At 33.1% G+C, this 17,863-nt stretch carries 21 protein-coding genes and 1 pseudogene; 14 read left to right on the top strand and 8 right to left on the bottom strand.

All coding sequences use genetic code 11. The annotated features are described in order from the left end of the window. The first annotated feature begins 3 nt into the window (after nucleotides 1-3). The gene (locus ACTNDN_RS06250) at nucleotides 4-1,434 is read left to right on the top strand and encodes a DHA2 family efflux MFS transporter permease subunit (protein ID WP_031539813.1); all 1,431 of its coding nucleotides are present in this window, start codon (nucleotides 4-6) and stop codon (nucleotides 1,432-1,434) included. Between the two features lie 137 nt (nucleotides 1,435-1,571). After that, on the top strand, nucleotides 1,572-2,147 hold the full coding sequence (locus ACTNDN_RS06245; protein ID WP_031539812.1) for a DUF6241 domain-containing protein: 576 nt from the start codon (nucleotides 1,572-1,574) through the stop codon (nucleotides 2,145-2,147). A 64-nt stretch (nucleotides 2,148-2,211) separates the two neighbouring features. Here ACTNDN_RS06245 and ACTNDN_RS06240 read toward each other — a convergent pair whose 3' ends face one another. Continuing rightward, nucleotides 2,212-2,487, bottom strand: a complete 276-nt coding sequence (locus tag ACTNDN_RS06240; protein WP_155986784.1) for a DUF3888 domain-containing protein — start codon at nucleotides 2,485-2,487, stop codon at nucleotides 2,212-2,214. A gap of 515 nt (nucleotides 2,488-3,002) precedes the next feature. Here ACTNDN_RS06240 and ACTNDN_RS06235 point away from each other — a divergent pair. Continuing rightward, complete coding sequence (locus ACTNDN_RS06235) at nucleotides 3,003-3,230, top strand: hypothetical protein (protein WP_031539807.1); 228 nt, start codon at nucleotides 3,003-3,005, stop codon at nucleotides 3,228-3,230. 235 nt (nucleotides 3,231-3,465) lie between these two features. On the opposite strand, the gene ACTNDN_RS06230 is transcribed toward ACTNDN_RS06235, so the two are convergent. Next, nucleotides 3,466-4,320, bottom strand: a complete 855-nt coding sequence (locus tag ACTNDN_RS06230; protein ID WP_251630035.1) for a sugar nucleotide-binding protein — start codon at nucleotides 4,318-4,320, stop codon at nucleotides 3,466-3,468. A gap of 106 nt (nucleotides 4,321-4,426) precedes the next feature. On the opposite strand from ACTNDN_RS06230, the gene ACTNDN_RS06225 reads away from it, so the two are divergent. The 4 genes and pseudogenes from ACTNDN_RS06225 to ACTNDN_RS06210 all read left to right on the top strand — a co-directional run bounded on the left by ACTNDN_RS06225 (nucleotide 4,427) and on the right by ACTNDN_RS06210 (nucleotide 6,946). Continuing rightward, nucleotides 4,427-4,894, top strand: coding sequence for an NUDIX hydrolase (locus ACTNDN_RS06225; RefSeq protein ID WP_251630036.1), 468 nt, complete (start codon nucleotides 4,427-4,429; stop codon nucleotides 4,892-4,894). A gap of 116 nt (nucleotides 4,895-5,010) precedes the next feature. Beyond that, nucleotides 5,011-5,354: pseudogene (locus ACTNDN_RS06220) on the top strand (DUF6176 family protein). Between the two features lie 224 nt (nucleotides 5,355-5,578). Beyond that, a complete protein-coding gene (locus ACTNDN_RS06215) occupies nucleotides 5,579-5,914 on the top strand; it encodes an ArsR/SmtB family transcription factor (protein ID WP_251630037.1) in 336 nt (111 codons plus the stop codon). A gap of 33 nt (nucleotides 5,915-5,947) precedes the next feature. Then, nucleotides 5,948-6,946 carry an NADP-dependent oxidoreductase gene (locus ACTNDN_RS06210; protein WP_441130895.1) on the top strand — a complete coding sequence of 333 codons (999 nt, stop codon included), beginning with the start codon at nucleotides 5,948-5,950 and terminating at the stop codon, nucleotides 6,944-6,946. 86 nt (nucleotides 6,947-7,032) lie between these two features. Here the strand turns inward: ACTNDN_RS06210 and ACTNDN_RS06205 are convergent, their stop codons facing one another. The 3 genes from ACTNDN_RS06205 to ACTNDN_RS06195 form a co-directional block, all read right to left on the bottom strand. Beyond that, nucleotides 7,033-7,416 carry a VOC family protein gene (locus ACTNDN_RS06205; protein WP_251630039.1) on the bottom strand — a complete coding sequence of 128 codons (384 nt, stop codon included), beginning with the start codon at nucleotides 7,414-7,416 and terminating at the stop codon, nucleotides 7,033-7,035. A gap of 124 nt (nucleotides 7,417-7,540) precedes the next feature. After that, complete coding sequence (locus ACTNDN_RS06200) at nucleotides 7,541-7,816, bottom strand: ArsR/SmtB family transcription factor (protein ID WP_441130894.1); 276 nt, start codon at nucleotides 7,814-7,816, stop codon at nucleotides 7,541-7,543. A gap of 261 nt (nucleotides 7,817-8,077) precedes the next feature. Further along, entirely contained in the window at nucleotides 8,078-9,691 is a 1,614-nt protein-coding gene (locus tag ACTNDN_RS06195; protein WP_441130893.1) for a putative polysaccharide biosynthesis protein, read from the bottom strand. Between the two features lie 403 nt (nucleotides 9,692-10,094). On the opposite strand from ACTNDN_RS06195, the gene ACTNDN_RS06190 reads away from it, so the two are divergent. Continuing rightward, complete coding sequence (locus ACTNDN_RS06190; protein ID WP_031538227.1) at nucleotides 10,095-10,517, top strand: hypothetical protein; 423 nt, start codon at nucleotides 10,095-10,097, stop codon at nucleotides 10,515-10,517. Between the two features lie 1,139 nt (nucleotides 10,518-11,656). On the opposite strand, the gene spoIIP is transcribed toward ACTNDN_RS06190, so the two are convergent. Further along, nucleotides 11,657-12,820: a stage II sporulation protein P gene (gene spoIIP / locus ACTNDN_RS06185; protein ID WP_441130892.1), complete on the bottom strand. Its 1,164-nt coding sequence runs from the start codon at nucleotides 12,818-12,820 to the stop codon at nucleotides 11,657-11,659. 297 nt (nucleotides 12,821-13,117) lie between these two features. Between spoIIP and ACTNDN_RS06180 the strand changes: the two genes are divergently transcribed. From ACTNDN_RS06180 to ACTNDN_RS06155, 6 genes are all read left to right on the top strand, one after another. After that, nucleotides 13,118-13,657, top strand: a complete 540-nt coding sequence (locus ACTNDN_RS06180; protein WP_441130891.1) for an AAA family ATPase — start codon at nucleotides 13,118-13,120, stop codon at nucleotides 13,655-13,657. Nucleotides 13,658-14,010: 353 nt separating this feature from the next. Then, nucleotides 14,011-14,445 (top strand): hypothetical protein, encoded by a 435-nt coding sequence (locus ACTNDN_RS06175; RefSeq protein WP_441130890.1) that lies wholly within the window; start codon nucleotides 14,011-14,013, stop codon nucleotides 14,443-14,445. 75 nt (nucleotides 14,446-14,520) lie between these two features. Beyond that, the gene (locus ACTNDN_RS06170; RefSeq protein ID WP_441130889.1) at nucleotides 14,521-15,021 is read left to right on the top strand and encodes an NUDIX domain-containing protein; all 501 of its coding nucleotides are present in this window, start codon (nucleotides 14,521-14,523) and stop codon (nucleotides 15,019-15,021) included. Nucleotides 15,022-15,758: 737 nt separating this feature from the next. Then, a complete protein-coding gene (locus ACTNDN_RS06165) occupies nucleotides 15,759-16,427 on the top strand; it encodes an HAD family hydrolase (protein ID WP_441130888.1) in 669 nt (222 codons plus the stop codon). Between the two features lie 104 nt (nucleotides 16,428-16,531). Continuing rightward, complete coding sequence (locus tag ACTNDN_RS06160; RefSeq protein ID WP_031538237.1) at nucleotides 16,532-16,741, top strand: hypothetical protein; 210 nt, start codon at nucleotides 16,532-16,534, stop codon at nucleotides 16,739-16,741. Between the two features lie 64 nt (nucleotides 16,742-16,805). Then, nucleotides 16,806-17,036 carry a hypothetical protein gene (locus tag ACTNDN_RS06155; protein ID WP_031538239.1) on the top strand — a complete coding sequence of 77 codons (231 nt, stop codon included), beginning with the start codon at nucleotides 16,806-16,808 and terminating at the stop codon, nucleotides 17,034-17,036. Between the two features lie 224 nt (nucleotides 17,037-17,260). On the opposite strand, the gene ACTNDN_RS06150 is transcribed toward ACTNDN_RS06155, so the two are convergent. Together ACTNDN_RS06150 and ACTNDN_RS06145 are read right to left on the bottom strand one after the other, a co-directional pair. After that, nucleotides 17,261-17,476, bottom strand: a complete 216-nt coding sequence (locus ACTNDN_RS06150) for a hypothetical protein (protein ID WP_441130887.1) — start codon at nucleotides 17,474-17,476, stop codon at nucleotides 17,261-17,263. Between the two features lie 78 nt (nucleotides 17,477-17,554). Then, on the bottom strand, nucleotides 17,555-17,839 hold the full coding sequence (locus tag ACTNDN_RS06145; RefSeq protein WP_441130886.1) for a hypothetical protein: 285 nt from the start codon (nucleotides 17,837-17,839) through the stop codon (nucleotides 17,555-17,557). Between the last annotated feature and the right edge of the window lie 24 nt (nucleotides 17,840-17,863).

The following is a 17,863-nucleotide window of genomic DNA, read 5'->3' as shown; positions in this document are numbered from 1 at the left end:
TTTATGCCAGAATCTATCAATAAAAAGGTTTTATTAACAGTGCTTATATTAGGTTGTTTTTTATCAACACTAAATCAAACACTGTTAAACGTTGCATTAAGTAGTTTAATGGATATATTTTCAGTATCAGCTCCAACTGTACAGTGGCTATCAACAGGATTTATGTTAATTAACGGGATATTGGTCCCAATTACCGCATTTTTAATGAAGCGTTTTTCAACATGTCAATTATTTATCAGCGCCATGTTATTTCTATTAATAGGCTCCATTTTATGCGCAGCAGCGCCTACATTTTCTATCTTACTTACGGGACGTATGATACAAGCTATTGGTGCAGGAATTATTATGCCATTATTAATGAGTGTCGTTATGTTTATTTTTCCACCAGAAAAAAGAGGCAGTATGATGGGACTAATTGGCCTCGCTATTATTTTCGCTCCAGCCATAGCACCAACATTAGCCGGCTTTGTCATTGAATACTATTCATGGCGCTGGTTATTTATCGGTCTAATACCACTTGTCGTAATCGTTCTATTATTATCCATGAAATATTTGATCAATGTTTCAGAAACGGCAAAGGCTAAGCTAGATGTTGTAAGTGTTATTTTATCCACCATTGGTTTTGGGCTAATTTTATATGGATTTAGTAATGCGGGGAGCAGAGGATGGGATGACAAACTCGTTATTATTACTATCCTAGTAGGGATTATCACTACTTTCCTATTCTGTCTAAGACAAATGAAGTCTTCTGATCCATTACTCAACTTAAATGTATTTAAAAATAAAGTATTTACACTAACATCAATCATTAATATTATCGTCACGATGATGATGTATGCAGATATGATTTTATTACCAATCTATCTTCAAGATGGACGAGGATTTACGGCGTTTAATGCAGGTTTGCTACTATTGCCAGGTGCAGTAATTAATGCTTTTATGTCGCCTGTTACTGGAAAAATGTATGATCGTTTTGGAGCCAAACCATTATTCATTATTGGTTTGATCTTCATCATTCCTTCCATGTGGGTGGTTACCGATTTAACAGAGACAACAACCTTTGTTTTTCTCATGATACGAACCATTTTTCTTCGAATTGGTTTAAGCTTTATTACAATGCCATTGAATACGGCTAGTTTGAATGCTTTACCAAAGGAACTGGTAACACATGGTACGGCCGTGAATAATACATTACGTCAAATAGCAGGTGCAATTGGAACGGCAGTAGTTATAACTGTATTTACCGCACAATCAACTAGCCATGCAGAGACACTAATGCAAGAAACACCAAATGCAACAGCTGAAGTAATCCGCAAGCTTGCTTCTATATTAGGTTCAAGTGATGCGTATTATTTCATGACCATTTTAGCTGTAGTGGCATTGATATTAACTTTCTTTGTACCATCTAAAGCGAAAATAAAACAACAAGCATAAATTATTAGCCAGTTCCAAGCGAACTGGCTTTTCTCATAGAGCCTGAAGAAAAAGAAAATACGTGTTTTACATAAAGAGATTCTTTGATATAATGGAAAAAATTGAAAATTCTTTCAAAGGGGGATAGTTGATGGAAAATGGAAGAATCAAAAAGACTTAAAAAGAAAAGCTGGCTTAAATATTGTATATGGAGTATTTCATTTCTCTTATTAATCGGTGTTGGTACATACATATATTATCAGCATTATTTTACAGATTCGATCGAGGGTTCTTTTGTATCGGTAGAGGGGGAGGCTATCGATCAAAGTATCGAAAAAAGTAAAAGTAAAGAAGTGGAAGGCGAAGTTGACATAAGCAAAATTGATTATGACTATTGGCATGAGGATCGAGTTATTTCTACCATGCATGAGATGACGCATCAAAAGGTGAGAGCCGATCAAAAATGGGGAGCGGTTGAAATGACAGAAGAGCGAATAGACATGCTTAATGACATCGTAAAAAATAGCACTTACCATAATAAAGATGCTTTATTAAAAATTTTGTCAAAGTGGAAAGAAGGAGATTTTCGTACAGCAGATGAGGATCATAACGCCCTTTGGAGTCTACAAGACGGTAATATTGGGAAAGCAACTGGAATATTGAGTGAAGAAGAGGAGCAAGAATTTATCGAGAAAACATTTAAAACGCAAACAGATGATGAGGGAAATGAATGAGTTCGTCTTTATAAGGAAAAAAAATTTCGTCCTGTTTGATGATTTTACTCTCAGGCAGATGATTCTAATAGGAAATCACATCATAATGACCAGTTTTCTTTTCTTCACCAGGAATTCGAAGAACCATTCGAATGAAATGATAAGGAGGATTATGTGCTCCCTCAAAGCCGACATGTAAGGCCACCTCGTATGTATCTTTTTGTTCATTAAAGATAATGGTTTCGATTTTTGCATCCATATAAAGCTGATTATCACCATATCTCTCCATGATTTCCAGAATGCTTGGGCCGAGAAATCTTAAGAAAGCAGATTCTGTACGAATATTTCTTAATGTGTTCACTCTTACCAATGAGCTTTCGATATTTAATTTAAATTAGAGAAACTTTAAAGAATATCAAAAGACACAAGAAGTTTAAAATGATCGCAGTAATACATTTTAGAAAGGGCTCTTTTAGAACTATAGCACCTATACCAAGAAGTATCCCAATAAAGGAGACCATTGGATAAATAACTATCAATAGTAAAAAGAAGGGTTCAAACAAATCAGCTATGAAATGGATAGTTAACACAATGTAGAAACTTAAAATTGCAATAATATTAATAGCTACACAAATATAGGATAATTTATTTGCCGGCAAGGTAAAACCTCCTTGTATAATCTTTCTTATCCACAATTTTATAGTATTATTTTTGATACTATTATTTGGTGTTTATTGTAAAAAAGTATATTGTTATATTTAGAATGATAAAACACCTAATAAGAGAAGTCGATTTCTTTCCTATTTACTAAAAACAATTATTAGTCGATAATCAAATTTTGCTTGAAACAAAGTAAGGTTAAAGGAGTACTAAATTATGGAATTTTTCTGGTTCGGTCTACTATTTTGGTTATTAATAGGTGTCTCATCCTTATTACTATTATATGGTCTGTGGTTGGCATCATGGAAAGCTTTATTCATTAGTGGATTAGCCATATTGGTTCCATCTCTCTATTTTCTTGGAGCTGAAAATTGGTTAAGAATAGTGGTAGTACTACCGATATTTCCATTTCTGTTGGCATATAGAATGAAAAAAAGGATATAAAGATTGAAAGTATTGATAGATTTGTTATGAATATAATCGATAATCAATATTTGAATTTCTTTAGCGAGGGGGAAAATTACCTAATTACATTCGATAAATATAATTTGGCTAAAATTATTCCCTCAAAGAATCAGCTTAAAAGTAAATAACCTTATAAAGTGAGCCGCTAACCTTCTGAATATATTCTCTAAATCCCTTCCAAATGACTCTTTCATAATTTAAATCATAACTATTCCTAGTGATTTCTAGTATCTAGTTCATCCACATTTCGAAAGTAGGTTGCCAGTAGGCTAGTAGCTTTTTGGGTGTTTAGAGATGTATCAAAAGAATGATAAGGTTTTTCTAACTTGCTAATGTTATAGTGGAGAAGATTGGTAGTATCTACTCCAATTTGCGAAAGTCTTTTGCTATAAAAGGAATAATAGCTTTCCTTCTGCTTTGGACCAACGTGTATAATTCCTGTTAAATCCATTTCTATCATTTCGATTATCGCTTTTGCTAAATCATCAATATGCACAAAAGATTTGAACGAGTTGATAGCAGCATTCGCATACCCATTCGTATTTATCTCATGAATGATACGTTTTGTTCTGGCTTCAATCTCGTGATTGGCATCTTTGCCATAGAGGGGACCAGTACGAATAATGACATGGTTTGCATGATTGGCTAAGATAAGTTTTTCCCCAAAGTGTTTGGCATTTACATAGGTAGATAAAGGAGCTTCTCTAGGAAGAAATCCTGGTTGAGCTGTTTCTGCATAGTTACCTTTCCCATCTACAAAAACGGCATCTGTGGACAGATAAATTATTTTGGTTTTTTTTGAAATGGCAGATAAAAGATTGTTGAATCCAACTTCAATAAGCCGGTTTTCCTTTTCCCCGTCCATTAAAGACCAGATAATTACATCGGGATTTATATGATTGACTAGTTGTATTACTTGATGTTTGTTGTTTATATCAAGTTGTATAATATCTGTATCCGCATTATTGGAGCGAGAAGTGCCGTAAATGTAATATGTAGGATTTAAGGCAGCTAGTTTAAATAAGGATGAACCGAAAAATCCAGTGGAACCTAATATGATTATTTTCATAAAGAATACTCCTGTTTCTTGTATTTAGATAAATCTGTTAAAATAATTTTATCATAAAAATTATCAAACTGGCATTTTAAAGTGATTGTTTAAGAGGAGATATGATATGGCAAAAACATCAGGTTGCTTTACGATAGTACTGAATGACAAAGGACAAGTCTTATTAACAAAACGAAAGGATTTTCCTATTTGGGACTTGCCAGGAGGTAGATGGGAAAAGGGAGAGACCCTTGAAGATTGTGCCGTTCGTGAAACAGAAGAGGAAACTGGATACAATATTCAAATTAAACGGAAAATCGGGGAATATTTTCAACCACAATTCGATGATATGCAATTCTTATTCATGGGAGAATTAAAAGGAGGGATACCAATAGAAGAAGGACCGGAAACCGCAAAAGTCGAATGGTTTAGTTCACAAAATTTACCTTTCCATATGGTACCTAATAGAAGAAAACAAATAAAAAACTTTTTAAAGAATAAGAATCGAATAGTAAAACAATCAATAACAGTGACTCCTGTTCAAATATCCTTATTAAAAAGTTATTTGAAAGTATTTAGGCCATTATTAAGATAGGAAGCAAAGAGATGATACTAGAAAAGTGTTAGCTTTATGAGTTCAGTGGTTTTATCGTTCGTTCTAAGCTGAAATTTGTTTACATACATAAAAAGTAACAAACAGGAGGAGAAAGCATGAACGTTGAATTAACAAGATTTAAAGTGAAAAAGGGAAATCGGAAAGAGTAGATGAATGGTTAAGTTTCTTAAATGACAATAAAAAAGAGGTTCTTGTTACCTTAGAAAGGGAAAAAATGTTTGTAGAGACTATACTTAGAGAAACGCTTAACGGCGAAGAATTTCTATACTGGTATTCGGTACAGGGCGAAGGGGGACAAGGAGTAGAAAAATCGGAGAACTGGATTGATAAAAAGCATATTGAGTTTTGGAACGAATGTATAGACGAAACGGTCAAGCCAGTTGATTTAAAGACAGAAGTGGTGATGATACCTCAGAAAGTGAAAGATAGTATGAAGTAAAGGATCTCTTTTAGGAGGTCCTTTATTTATATCCTAAAAAAAATAAGCTGCTGAATGGTTTTCTTAAGTATTAGTTATGGAAATAACGTTTCCGACTAAATTTTCATTCGTCTCGATTTGCTTTCTCAATATTGCAGCAAGGAAAACAATAGTATATTCTTGGATTAGGTTATATGGTTCATCAACTTAAACCATTAAACTGATTAATGGAGGTTTTATACTAAATGAATAAACAGGACCAACTTAATATAATCAAAGAGGATTTTATAAATTGTCAAAAGGTATTATTGGCAATTGGAGATGAAACAAGGCAATCGATTTTGCTAGTGCTAATGGGGACTGATTGTCAAACAGGATTACGCGTCGGAGAAATCACGGAGCAAACACATCTTTCTCGGCCTGCTGTATCCCATCATCTAAAGGTTTTACGAGAAGCTGGTGTTATTTTAATGCGTAAAGAAGGGACAAAAAACTTTTATTATATCAATGTACGTTCAGAATTAGGTTTATTAAGAACCCTTATGTCGGATATTGATACATTCATGGAGAACTTTTATTGAATTTAATATAGAGATAATTTGGAGGTATAGGAAATGAGAGCAATGGTTATTGATAGGTACGGAAAAGTTCCAATGCGTTTGGCAGAAATGCCGACACCTGATATTGGAGAGTATGAGGTACTAGCAGAGATTCATGCTGCTAGTATCAATCCTGTTGATTTTAAGATTCGTGATGGGAAAGTGAAATTATTACTGAAATATAAAATGCCGCTTATCTTAGGGAATGATTTTTCTGGAGTAGTTGCAAAGGTCGGAGCAAAAGTGACTCGCTTTAAAGTTGGTGATGAAATATATGCGCGTCCACGAAAAAGTAAAATCGGTACTTTTGCTGAATATATCGCCATTCATGGAGAGGATATCGCGTTAAAACCTAAAAATTTGAGCTTTGAAGAAGCAGCATCAATCCCGCTTGTTGGACTAACCACTTACCAAGCACTAGCAGACATTATGCAATTACAAAAAGGACAAAAGATTTTAATTCAAGCAGGTGCTGGTGGTGTAGGTACTTTTGCTATTCAACTGGCAAAAATAATGGGGGCTTTTGTTTCAACGACTGCAAGTGAGGCTGGTACGAATTTAGTGAAATCTCTTGGAGCAGATGAGATTATAAATTACAGAACAGAAAAATTTGAAGAGAAACTGAAAAACTATGATGCCGTATTTGATACACTTGGCGGCGAGATACTGGAAAAATCATTCGGCGTGTTAAAAAGCGGAGGGAAAATTGTTTCCGTTTCAGGATTACCGAATGCTCGCTTTGGTAGAGAATATGGTTCAGGATTTTTTAAAACATTGTTGTTTTCAGCGCTGACTCATAAACTTACTGCCCTTGAAAAAAAGCATCATGTTCAATATTCCTTTTTGTTTATGAAACCAAGTGGTGAGCAATTACGTACCATCGCAAACTATATCGAGGCTGGTAAGATTATACCTATCATTGATAGAGTTTATCCCTTTGAAAATGCTCAAGAAGCGATGGAATATGCGGAGACAGGAAGGGCAAAAGGGAAAATAATAGTAAAAATTAGATAGTAGCCGCATAGGAATGATATTCTTGTATCAATAGAAAATGATAAAGTAAAGGACCTCTATTAGAAGGTCCTTTACTGATATAAACGTTACTGTTGTATGATTTGAATAAGATTACCACAAGTATCATCAAATACAGCGATTGTGATATCACCCATTTTTGTCGGCTCCATTGTAAAATGAACGCCCTTATCCAATAATCGTTTGTATTCTTTATGAACATCATCGACCCCAAACATAGTCGCTGGGATTCCTTGTTCAAATAATTTCTTTTGGTAATCGTTAGCGATTGGATTATCATTCGGTTCGAGAACAAGCTCAGTACCGCCTTGATCTTCGGAAGAAACAACGGTAATCCATCGGAATTTTCCACTAGGTACGTCGTGCTTCTTTACAAAACCTAGTGTTTCAGAATAAAACTTTAATGCTTTGTCTTGATCTTCTACGAATAAACTAGTAACAATGATTTTCATCCTTTTTGGCTCCTTTGATATTGGTATGAATGATGCTTTGATAATAATCAAGGTGTAAGCAAATAACTTTTACGGTCCCCAAAAAACTTATTCCTATCCTCTATCACTAAGATAGTTGCTAAAATTAATTTATCCATCCTTTCAACAAATCTTTAAGTGGCTCATTGTTGAAGAGGAGCACTCGATATTTTCCCTTTCGTTTTGATTGTACAAGTCCTGCATCTTCTAATAAGGAAAGGTGTTTCGCTATTCCTTGTCGTGAAATGGTAAGATTATGCTTCATAATGAGACGAGCAGTAAGTTCATATAATGTCATCTCATTCCGTTCAGATAGTTCATCTAGTATTAGTCGCCGATTTGAATCAGCAAGTGCTTTAAATATAGCGTCTTTGTCCCACATATATTGATTTTAAGCAACTATTTGGTTGCTTGCCAATAAAGGTAACTAAAAGGTTGCATTATTATGCTGTATATTTTACTTAGCTAAACATCAATGATATATTAATAATCGCTTTTTTGTTAAAACAATGTAAAATATTTAGAATTTTGAACATAACTTAACAATTTATTACATGGATGAATGAACTTAGACTGAATAGGAAAATACCTCAAATAAGGTAGGATTATTTATTAGATAATCCTACCTTAAAAAGTAAATTTACTAACTAGCGGATTTTTTATATCTTTCTAGTATTTTCTTTACAAAAGGAAGTCTCAACCCGATTCCTAAATAAACGAAAACTCCTATTATAATAGAAATGATTGAAGTAATTAAAGCGTGGGAATATATCCCTAAATTTTCTGTTAACCATAACTCTGTTAACCATTTTACACCCCAAACAGAAAGAGACATGATGAATACTAACAAGAAAACTTCCTGTAATTGCTTAAATAATGGCAAGAACTTATACTGTAGTGCCTTTTTAATAACGTAAATGTTAGAAAGAATAGAAATGAAAAACCCAAAATAGGTAGCTAGAATAGGGCCGAGTTCCTTTATATATGGGACTAGTACTAAGTTTAAGGCTATTTTTACAATGATCCCAATTAAGATTCCTATAATTAATTTCTTTTGTTCATTAATACCTTGTAAAATGGCTGCTGTTACGGTAAATAAGGCAAAGAATATGGCAGCAAGGGAATACCATTGTAAAATAACTCCTCCTAGTTCAGGATTTTTATTTAATCCAAAAACCATTGTATAAACTGGTTTTCCAAGAATGCATAAACCCATTGCAGCTGGAAGAGTAAAGAACATGATCGCTTGAAGGGTTTGCGAAATTTTATGTTGAACTTCTTCCATTTTACCGCCAATAAAAGCAGAGGTAATCCCAGGAATTAAAGACATACTAAACGCTGTTGCTAACGAGACAGGTACCATAACAAGCACTTGAGCTAACCCGATTACGGCATTAATTAGCTCTGCTTCATTATTCGTGTAGCCTATAGAATGAAACAAAGTGTTAATCGTATAAATGTCAATGTTCTGATATATAGGAATAGCAAGACCGGTAATGACGAAAGGAATTGCATATCCAATCAATTCCTTAAACATAGAATTAATAGGTATTTCCTTGTTACTTTGGCTACTATCTCTTTCTTTTTTAATTAATTCTCTCCTCTTTATGAACACAATTACTAACACGATAAAGCCTGCTATACCTCCTATAAATGCAGCAATGGTTGCAATTCCTACAGCATTTCGAATAGAACTGTTAAAAATGTGAATTACAGAATAGGCACCTACTAAGATTACAACAATTCTGACTACCTGTTCCATTACGGTACTTAATGCTGAAGGTCCCATCGATTTGCTCCCTTGAAAATATCCCCTGAAAATACTCATAGCAGGAATAATTAACAAAGCAAAGCTAACGAGCCGAATGACATACTCGGTATCTTCAACGGAATTTCCTCCTGAATCATCATTTCTTACCACTATTTCTGATAAAATAGGAGCTGAAAAATATAATGCCATAAAGGAGATAAAACCAGTAAGAACCATTAAGTACATACCGTATTTTAATAGAGTTAATCCGATTTTATAGTTGCCTAACTCATTATATTTTGAAACGAATTTAGAAACGGCAAGGGGAAGGCCAACTGTTGATAAGCTTAACAGGATTGTATATGGGCCATATGCATATCTATATAATGCATATCCTTGTTCACCAACTAGAGCCATAAAGGGAATAATATAAATGAATCCCAAAACTTTGGAGATAAGACTTGCAGCTGTTAAAAAGAAAGTTCCTCTAATAAATTTGTTTTCCACAGAAACACCTCAATTAATGATCACGAACATATGTGATTCTTTTCCTTGTTACACACAATATACCTTAATTGAAAATAGTAAAATAATATATTACAAACTAATTGCTATAATCAGCATTATAATCCAAGTGCTGGTAAAAAGGAACTAGACATCCGTAAATCTATTAGGATAAGTGGTTCGTTATTGTTTACCTATATAGAGATCGCAGGAATTGTTACACGGGCTAGAAAAGGTGATAGCTTACTCTAAAAGTTTCTAGATTTTGGTAAGAACAAAACCCTTTCAGCCTTTTTGCCAATAATAGAGGAATTATGCATTTAAGTATAGAAGTGAAAAAGGTAGATATAGGAAATGATGTAGCGGTAGAATGGAAGAGAGATGATTTTGATAGGGGGTTAATTAAATGAATTATTTCTTTAAACTAAATATTGTTAGTATAATATATGCTCTTATGGTGTTTATTCCTCTTGAACTGATATTAAATGTATATAGAATTGCCAGATTAACAAATTGGGAATTTAGCACGGTAAATATTGTAACATGCGTAACGGTTATTATTGTAATGGTTGGTGCAACAATACTACTCCATTTCTTAACAAAAAAGTGGTTGGATGGACGAAAGGCAAAATTTTGGACAGTACTTCTTTGGGTCCCTTATTTTATCCTTTTTATTTATGTATTCGCATCACTATTTCCAATGACAAATGGTGGAGACGAACCCAATCCTGTTACTGGTCTGTTTGTGATGGGAGGATTGATTGCGTATCCATTTTATATACTCATCCTTAATTTTGTGGGGGTGCCAAGTGAGGATAAAACAATGTAAGTCTCGAAGTGCAAATTATGAATGTAAGGCTACATTAGATTGGGAACAAATGAATCTGGAATATAAAGACAAGATGATAGCTGAATTGACTGCCAAATGGAGGAACTAGATAAGTAATTAAAAAAAGAGAGTAAAAGAATTATATTAATTTCGTGGGGGTGCCTAAGCTCTACTAGAGGATGTAAGTGTGCAAAGAACTTTCATTAAAAATCTCAATAAAAAGAGGGTGGGACAAAACAAAATAACTAATCATTAAAGACGAACAATATTTAATTTAGCTCTTAAATAAAGCTACTTAATCTCTGTTTTTTAATATAGGTAAGTGTAAAAACTAAGACGTTCCATTGCGCTACAGACGCACGATGCGCCGGGGAGGAAGCTAAGCCTCCTCGCTGCGAGGGTACTGAAAAAGTATAGTTTCTCCAAATTAAATAAGTATTTATTTGAAAGCGAATATAAAGTTGGTTTGGAGAGGCGGCAGCTCGACTCCTATGGGAGCAGCGAGAAAGTCCGAGATCCTGCAGGAACGCAGTGACGAAGCGGCTCGGCGCTCGCCCCATGGAAAGCGAGCTGTCGCCTCGGAAAACAAATGAAATACGCGAATTTAAAAGTCGGCCACCAACAATTATGATTATATTGCAGTTTTTCAGTGGTCTCCTGCATGCACTGCGGGGTCTAAAGCGTCTCTGTTTCCCGCAGGAGTCGAGCGTCCTCCGCTCCATTTCACTTCGTTTTTAAACCTTTTTCTAAAAAACAAACACGAACTTTTATATAATATAATTACATTATAGTTCGCGTTTATTGTTGGTTGAAATACTTATGTCCCGGCCTCTAGCCATTATTATGCTATCTTCCATTGTTTTTAATTTTTCTACAAGTTCCAATATGAATTTTTTGTCTGGTTTAACGCAGTAGGTGATTCTAAGTAACTTTTTAATTTCTTTTTCAACATTCGATCTTCCCATTTCTTTTACCACTCATCAGATATTAAATCGTTTAAAAACTCCCCATTTTTATTACAATATAAACCAATATAATAAATCACAACAAAGAATCTAAAATTAGTGTTGTATAAAAAAATTATTAAATAATCACTTTTCATAATAAACAAGATACCAAGGAAATTTATTCCCAGGTTTTTATTGTTGTGTTGCATTATTCTCTTCCCAATAAAGTTTGCTGAATATCTCAGCAAATGCTTCTATACTACGAGTTATTTCATCATTTGTATTATCTACACCTCCTACTTCTAGAAGGATGGCACGATCAGAGAAATTTTGGTTATATACACCATCTCCTTCATCGTACCCTTTTAGGAAAACGCCTCTGGATATCCCAGGATAGTTTTTCTTCAATTCATCATGTAATCTTATTGAGAACGCTAGATTTTTTTCATAATTTGTGTTACCTTTTCCTACCACTAAGTATAACTTTGCATAGTTTTTACCATTAATAGAAGCTGTTGTTATTTGTTTACCAGCTGCGTCTCTATGAATATCAATTAAATATTTTAGACTATTATTTTTAGAAACTGCAGCTTCAACTACTTCTTTTGAAGCTTTATATGCACTATAATAATTCCATTTCTTATCAAGTAGTATTTGGTTGATATTTGCTTTACTAAACTCTACACCTAATCCTTCTTGTTGAAGCAAGTTTGTAAGTTTACTACTTACACCAACTACATTTGCCCGTTCATCTGAACTAACTACATTTTCGTTATTCGTTGTGTTTTCTAATAATGGACGATAAGCCTCTAAGTTATGTGAATTATATATAAATACTGTTTTATTGTTTGGTTCGGTAACTGGATTTTTATGCTCTTCTGATGGTGGTGGCTGTGTTTGTGAATTTTCTTCTTGCTTTGCTTTTTCTTCATCTACTTTCAATGGATTTTCTAACATATCCTGAGAAGGTATAGATTCAAATGGTAAATTAGCAAGAGTAGTCCCTTCTTCAGCTACCGCAATTTCTGTATGAAAGTATGTTAAAGCTGGTAATTCTCTTCCTAATAATGTTCTTATATCATCAAAACGTATATTTGTTGTGAGATGAAGAAAAATATTGGATAGAGAGGAGTCTCTTCCCTCAGATTTTGGAAACAAATGATTCTCACTATGCATCATGTCTACATAAAATTCAGTGGAATTTACAGATTTAAATAGGTTTGTCAAATTAGTCGAGCTAAATTTAAATGAGAAATACGATGTTGTGATTAGAGCTACTATAACAAAAAGCATAATAACCGCTAGAACGGTTGTATTTAAATAGTTAATAATTGAGCGAGTTTTAGATTTTTGCATTTTTTATTCACCTTCTTAGTAAATTAATATGACCATATACCAGAAAATAGAAGATGAATTCTAATAATAGCTAATAGATATTTGGAATGGTTGAACTTAAAGAAATAGAGTAGGTTGGTAGAAAAACATCGCTTAAATTTTAGAGAAAAAGAGGGATTATAAGTATCTTTGACGAAAATCATCTCCATATGTATTAATTACACAAACAGTAAGGTTGATTTCTCTTGCTAAAGAAGATTAGTGGAAGAGAGATTTATTAATGATAGCTACTTTACTTTGGGAGAAGGGTTCTACTTAATGAATAAAATTAAAGCGAACAAGGTGTATATATTATCTGGTCCTGCAGGTGTAGGTAAATCAACAACTTCAAAAGAACTTGCCAAAAAATTAGCTAAAAGTTCATATATTTCTGGTGACTACATAAGTCATATGCATATTAATGGAAGAAAAAAACCTTGGGGAAGCAGAGAGGAAGTCACTTTAATTTGGGATAATATTTTAAGTCTAACAAAAAATTTCCTTAGATATGGAAACGATGTCGTTGTGGATTATGTAAGCTTTCCACAAGAAGTAAGATGGTTGAAAGAAAATCTAAAAGGATTAAATGTTGAAGTTATTTATGCGGTCTTATGGACTGATATTGAAACATTAATTAAAAGAGATAAGCTCAGAGAACCAGAGAATAGAATGGGAGAAAGGTGTTTAATTTTATTCGATGAGTTTTTGGAATCAGAATTAGAAGAAAAGCATTTTTTAAATACAAGTAATAATTCTACTTTGGATATACCTCATGTGATTAATGAAATAATGAACAATCCAAAATATAAAATAATATAATCTCTTCTTTTCTTTTCACTCGCATTAATGAGGTAAATTATTTAGAGAAATATCGATATACATTTAGATGTTCGTTCAAATACTCTAAGAAAATTCACTTCAAAATGGAGATATGGAGTCAATTCTTTGTCTGCTAATCTATCCATTACTTTTCGTTCTTTTTTGGGAGTCCAGTAGACATGTTACCACCGTATTGTTCTTTCCCATAGTTAAGTGTGATATAAAGGCATCAAGTTCAAAATCTATTTTATTAAGTCTTCTGATCGTGAAATTTCTTGCACTATTACTTGATGAAATTCGGGGGTATATTTTTTGAATTTTCATTATTAAATAATAAGGGAGAGATTTATTTTGTGAAAAAACTTATACTATTATTAGTAATTGTTCTCTTCTTAGTAGTAATAATCATGAAAGTTAATCGAATTCCATCAATTACGGTTACTTCTGAAGGAAATAAAGTAACAACAGTGCAGGGATCATATTGTTGGAATGGCTTCTTAAATTCCAAATGCGAAGATTTACTTTCTCCATATTTATTAGTTGATGAAGAAAATATTGAACCAATCAGTATTAACCAAGGATCCAAAATAAATATAGACTTTAACCCTTCTCCTATAGACGGAAAATATGAGGCATATATATGGCAAGATATAGAAAAAACGGTAAAAGCAAATATGAAAGGCAATATTTTACAAGCTCCAACCCAAAAAGGTTCCTATGTCTATGAGATATCAGCTGATTGGAAAAGAGGTCAAGTGAGCTATGCCTTTATTATAGAGGTCCATTAGTTACATTTGTAAGTTGTGTGGATAAGCTATCAAGGAAAAACTTAGAATTAGCTAATCTATTATTTGGAGGAGACGATGGAAAAAGCATTAGGGAAAGTTACATGTTTTATTACTAGAATAAAAAAACACAAAAAACTTGAACTTCTTTTAATTCAGCACCCAAATGCAGGTATTCAAATACCAGCAGGTACAGTAGAAAGAAATGAAGACTTTCAACAGGCTGCATGGAGAGAAGCCGTTGAAGAAACAGGTTTAAAAGATTTTGTTTCATGTAGTACTATTGGAAGGCAAGAACAAATCTTAGTGGATAAGTACATAATTTTTGATAAGGCCAAAATATATTCAAGACCAGATATATCATGTACACAGTGGGCAGAAATAAGAAGAGGTATAACTGTTCTTAAGGAAAGAAGCCAAGGAGATTTTGTGCAAATTTCTTATAAAGAAGGAGATCAATTTCCAGAACCCAATTACATAACATATCAGATAACTGGATGGACGGAAAAATCAAATTTAGCATCAATAGTAACAAGACAATTTTATCATTTTCAATCAAACAGTCAGGTTGATGAATGAAAAATAGAGACAGATAATCACCGCTTTAAATTATTTTGGTCTCCATTAGATTGCCTACCACAGATTGTTTCTCCTCAACGCGAGTCGATTGATTACATATTAAATAATATGAACAATTTGTAGAGGCAAACGCTTATTCCTAAAGATATAATTATTTTCTTCAAATTATTTCTCCTCTTTTAAAAGGATAAAACGGTAAGTTAATATCAGCGAACTTCCGCTATGTTTTTATTTTTACCTTTTCTTAACAGCATTATTAATTCATCCATAATAAAGAATAGAATAGTAATGCCTAAGGAGTAAAAAGTGAAAATCCAAAGGAAAAAGAAAGGAAGAAATCCAAAGAAAACATATAATAGAAAGGCAAATGGCCGTCTTCTTTCAGGGAGTTTCCTCGTTATTTTTTCTATAAGGATGGAAACTGGAAAGCCATATAGAAATAATCCTAAGCTAAAATAAAAAGAATAAACTAAAAAATCCTCTGTAAAATCCCCTTTTCTATTTACTGCGTCGGAAAAAAATAAGTCTAGAGGAAGAAATAAAGTAACTACCAAAACAGATAAGACAAAAGTAAGGAAAGCTGCACCGATTTTCCTTTTAAGGATATTATCGCCCTCCAATTCTATTATCTATTTTAACAAATTAATCGAAATAATATAGAAAAATTTGGTATAATTTGAATGCAGAGTAAGCTGAAATTAAAAAATCTATCTAGTTAGGGGTACTGAAAACAAAACATGATTAAGGCAATTATATTTGATTTAGATGGAACATTATTAAATAGAGATGAATCAGTAAAATTGTTTGTAGACAGACAACACGAAAGGCTGAATAAAAAGCTTGACCATATTCCAAAAGACACGTATATGACAAGATTTATAGAGTTGGATAAGCGCGGGTATGTTTGGAAAGATAAAGTGTACCAACAATTAGTAGATGAATTTGATATAAAGCAAATAACGTGGGAAGAGCTTTTACAAGATTATATTAGTCAATTTAAAGATAGTTGTGTTCCATTTCCTAACCTTATTAAGATGTTGGAAGAATTAAAGAGTAATAATTTATCATTAGGAATGATTACAAATGGATATGGGCAGTTTCAAATGGATAATATCGAAGCTTTAGAGATAGAAAAATATTTTGATGTTATTTTGGTCTCCGAATGGGAAGGGGTAAAAAAACCGGATCCTAGGATATTTAATAAGGCATTAGAAATACTGAATGTTTCACCAAATGAAGCTATATTTGTGGGAGACCATCCAGAGAATGACGTACTTGCTGCTAAAAAAGTGGGGATGAAAGGCATTTGGAAGAAGGGTTCTCAATGGAATAATGTAAATGCTGATTATATGGTGGACGATTTAGGAGAATTGCCAAACATTGTGGAAAAGTTAATGAATAGTTAGGGTCTTGACCCATTGCAACCTTATTTGAAAATCCATATAGACACTAATCCAAAACGAAAGGATTTTTTTGAAGGAAGGATTTGAAAAAGGAGAGGAATAAAGGGATGAATCAAGACAAAGAAGAGAAATTACAAAAGCAAAAAATGGTTCAAGAACTCTATAGAGAAAGAGTGCAACAGAAGCGGGAAGGTAAAGATGATAACCGAATTGGTAAAGCGTTTGTAAACCTTTGTATTGTTTTGTTTTTTGTTTTTACCATAATGGGGATCTTGTTTGACTGGGGAGTTCACGTACCGCGGATTTTTGGGGTTTAGAGATAAAAGTAAACAATATTTACATGGAGATTTAAAAAATACAATTTAAAACTCGAGGAGTTATATGAATCACATTGGATTAGATTTCGATGACACAGTTGTAGATATGAGAAAATCGATTGTACAGCTTTTAAATAAAATACATAACAAAGACTTACATTACGAAGAAATGGTTGAGTATGGAGTTTCGGATTTATATGGGTATTCCTTTGAAGCATTTTTAGATTTTTTTACAAAAAACCAAAAGGAACTGCATTCAGCTAATCCATATCCATTTATGATCAATGTACTTTAATTCATAATGTCACTCTATTTATAGAAGACAATCCTTCCCATGCATTATCTATTGCGAAAAATGAAATAGATGTACTGCTGCTTGACAAGCCATATAACCAAATGTGTAATCACGAACGAATAACGAGAGTGAAGGACTGGGAAGAGATGGGCAGGTTGTTACTAAGTTAACGATTCTATAACGGAATGATGAAAAATAACTATGAATCTATTTTTACAAGCTAATTATTCCACACACAGCCTAATTCGAGCAACTACCTCTTCATAATGGATCATACACTCTTTTATAGATAAAACAGCAAAATAGGAAAATAGAGGTGAATCTTCGACTAAAGGATCATCATAAATAAAGATAATATTCAACGGCTTTTTGGGGATGATTCTTTCTTCCAAAAGTATATTTGCTACATCGTGATAGATGTGCTCTATACGTTCGCCCATAGCCCTTTCAATGGAAAAACCTCCAGCAAGACTTGTCCACCAAGTGAAATAAGAATCATATATTTCATTAAATGCAGTTTAATTATCGTCATTAACATGGAACAACTCTTGATAAAATAAGTGTTTTTCATTATAGAAAATATCCTGGTCAATATCTCTATTCTCGGAAATTCGTTTCGTTACTGTAGTCCATAAGGCACGATAACGTAATAAAAAATCATTTCGAAACTGGCAAGTTGTTGGAAGATAGGGAAATTTCCAATTATCCTTATCTTCATTTTGGTTGAGAAAGATGTTTTGCACATAAATCAAAAAGTTTAATGAATAAGATACTTCTGCTATTAATTGTAATGAATTCTTCATCGTGTTCCTCCTAATTCCACAAAG

Source organism: Niallia sp. HCP3S3_B10, assembly GCF_052064465.1.
Lineage (GTDB): Bacteria > Bacillota > Bacilli > Bacillales > Cytobacillaceae > Niallia > Niallia hominis.
The sequence above is the reverse complement of the archived record's forward strand: the minus strand, read 5'-3'. Positions and strand labels throughout refer to the sequence as shown.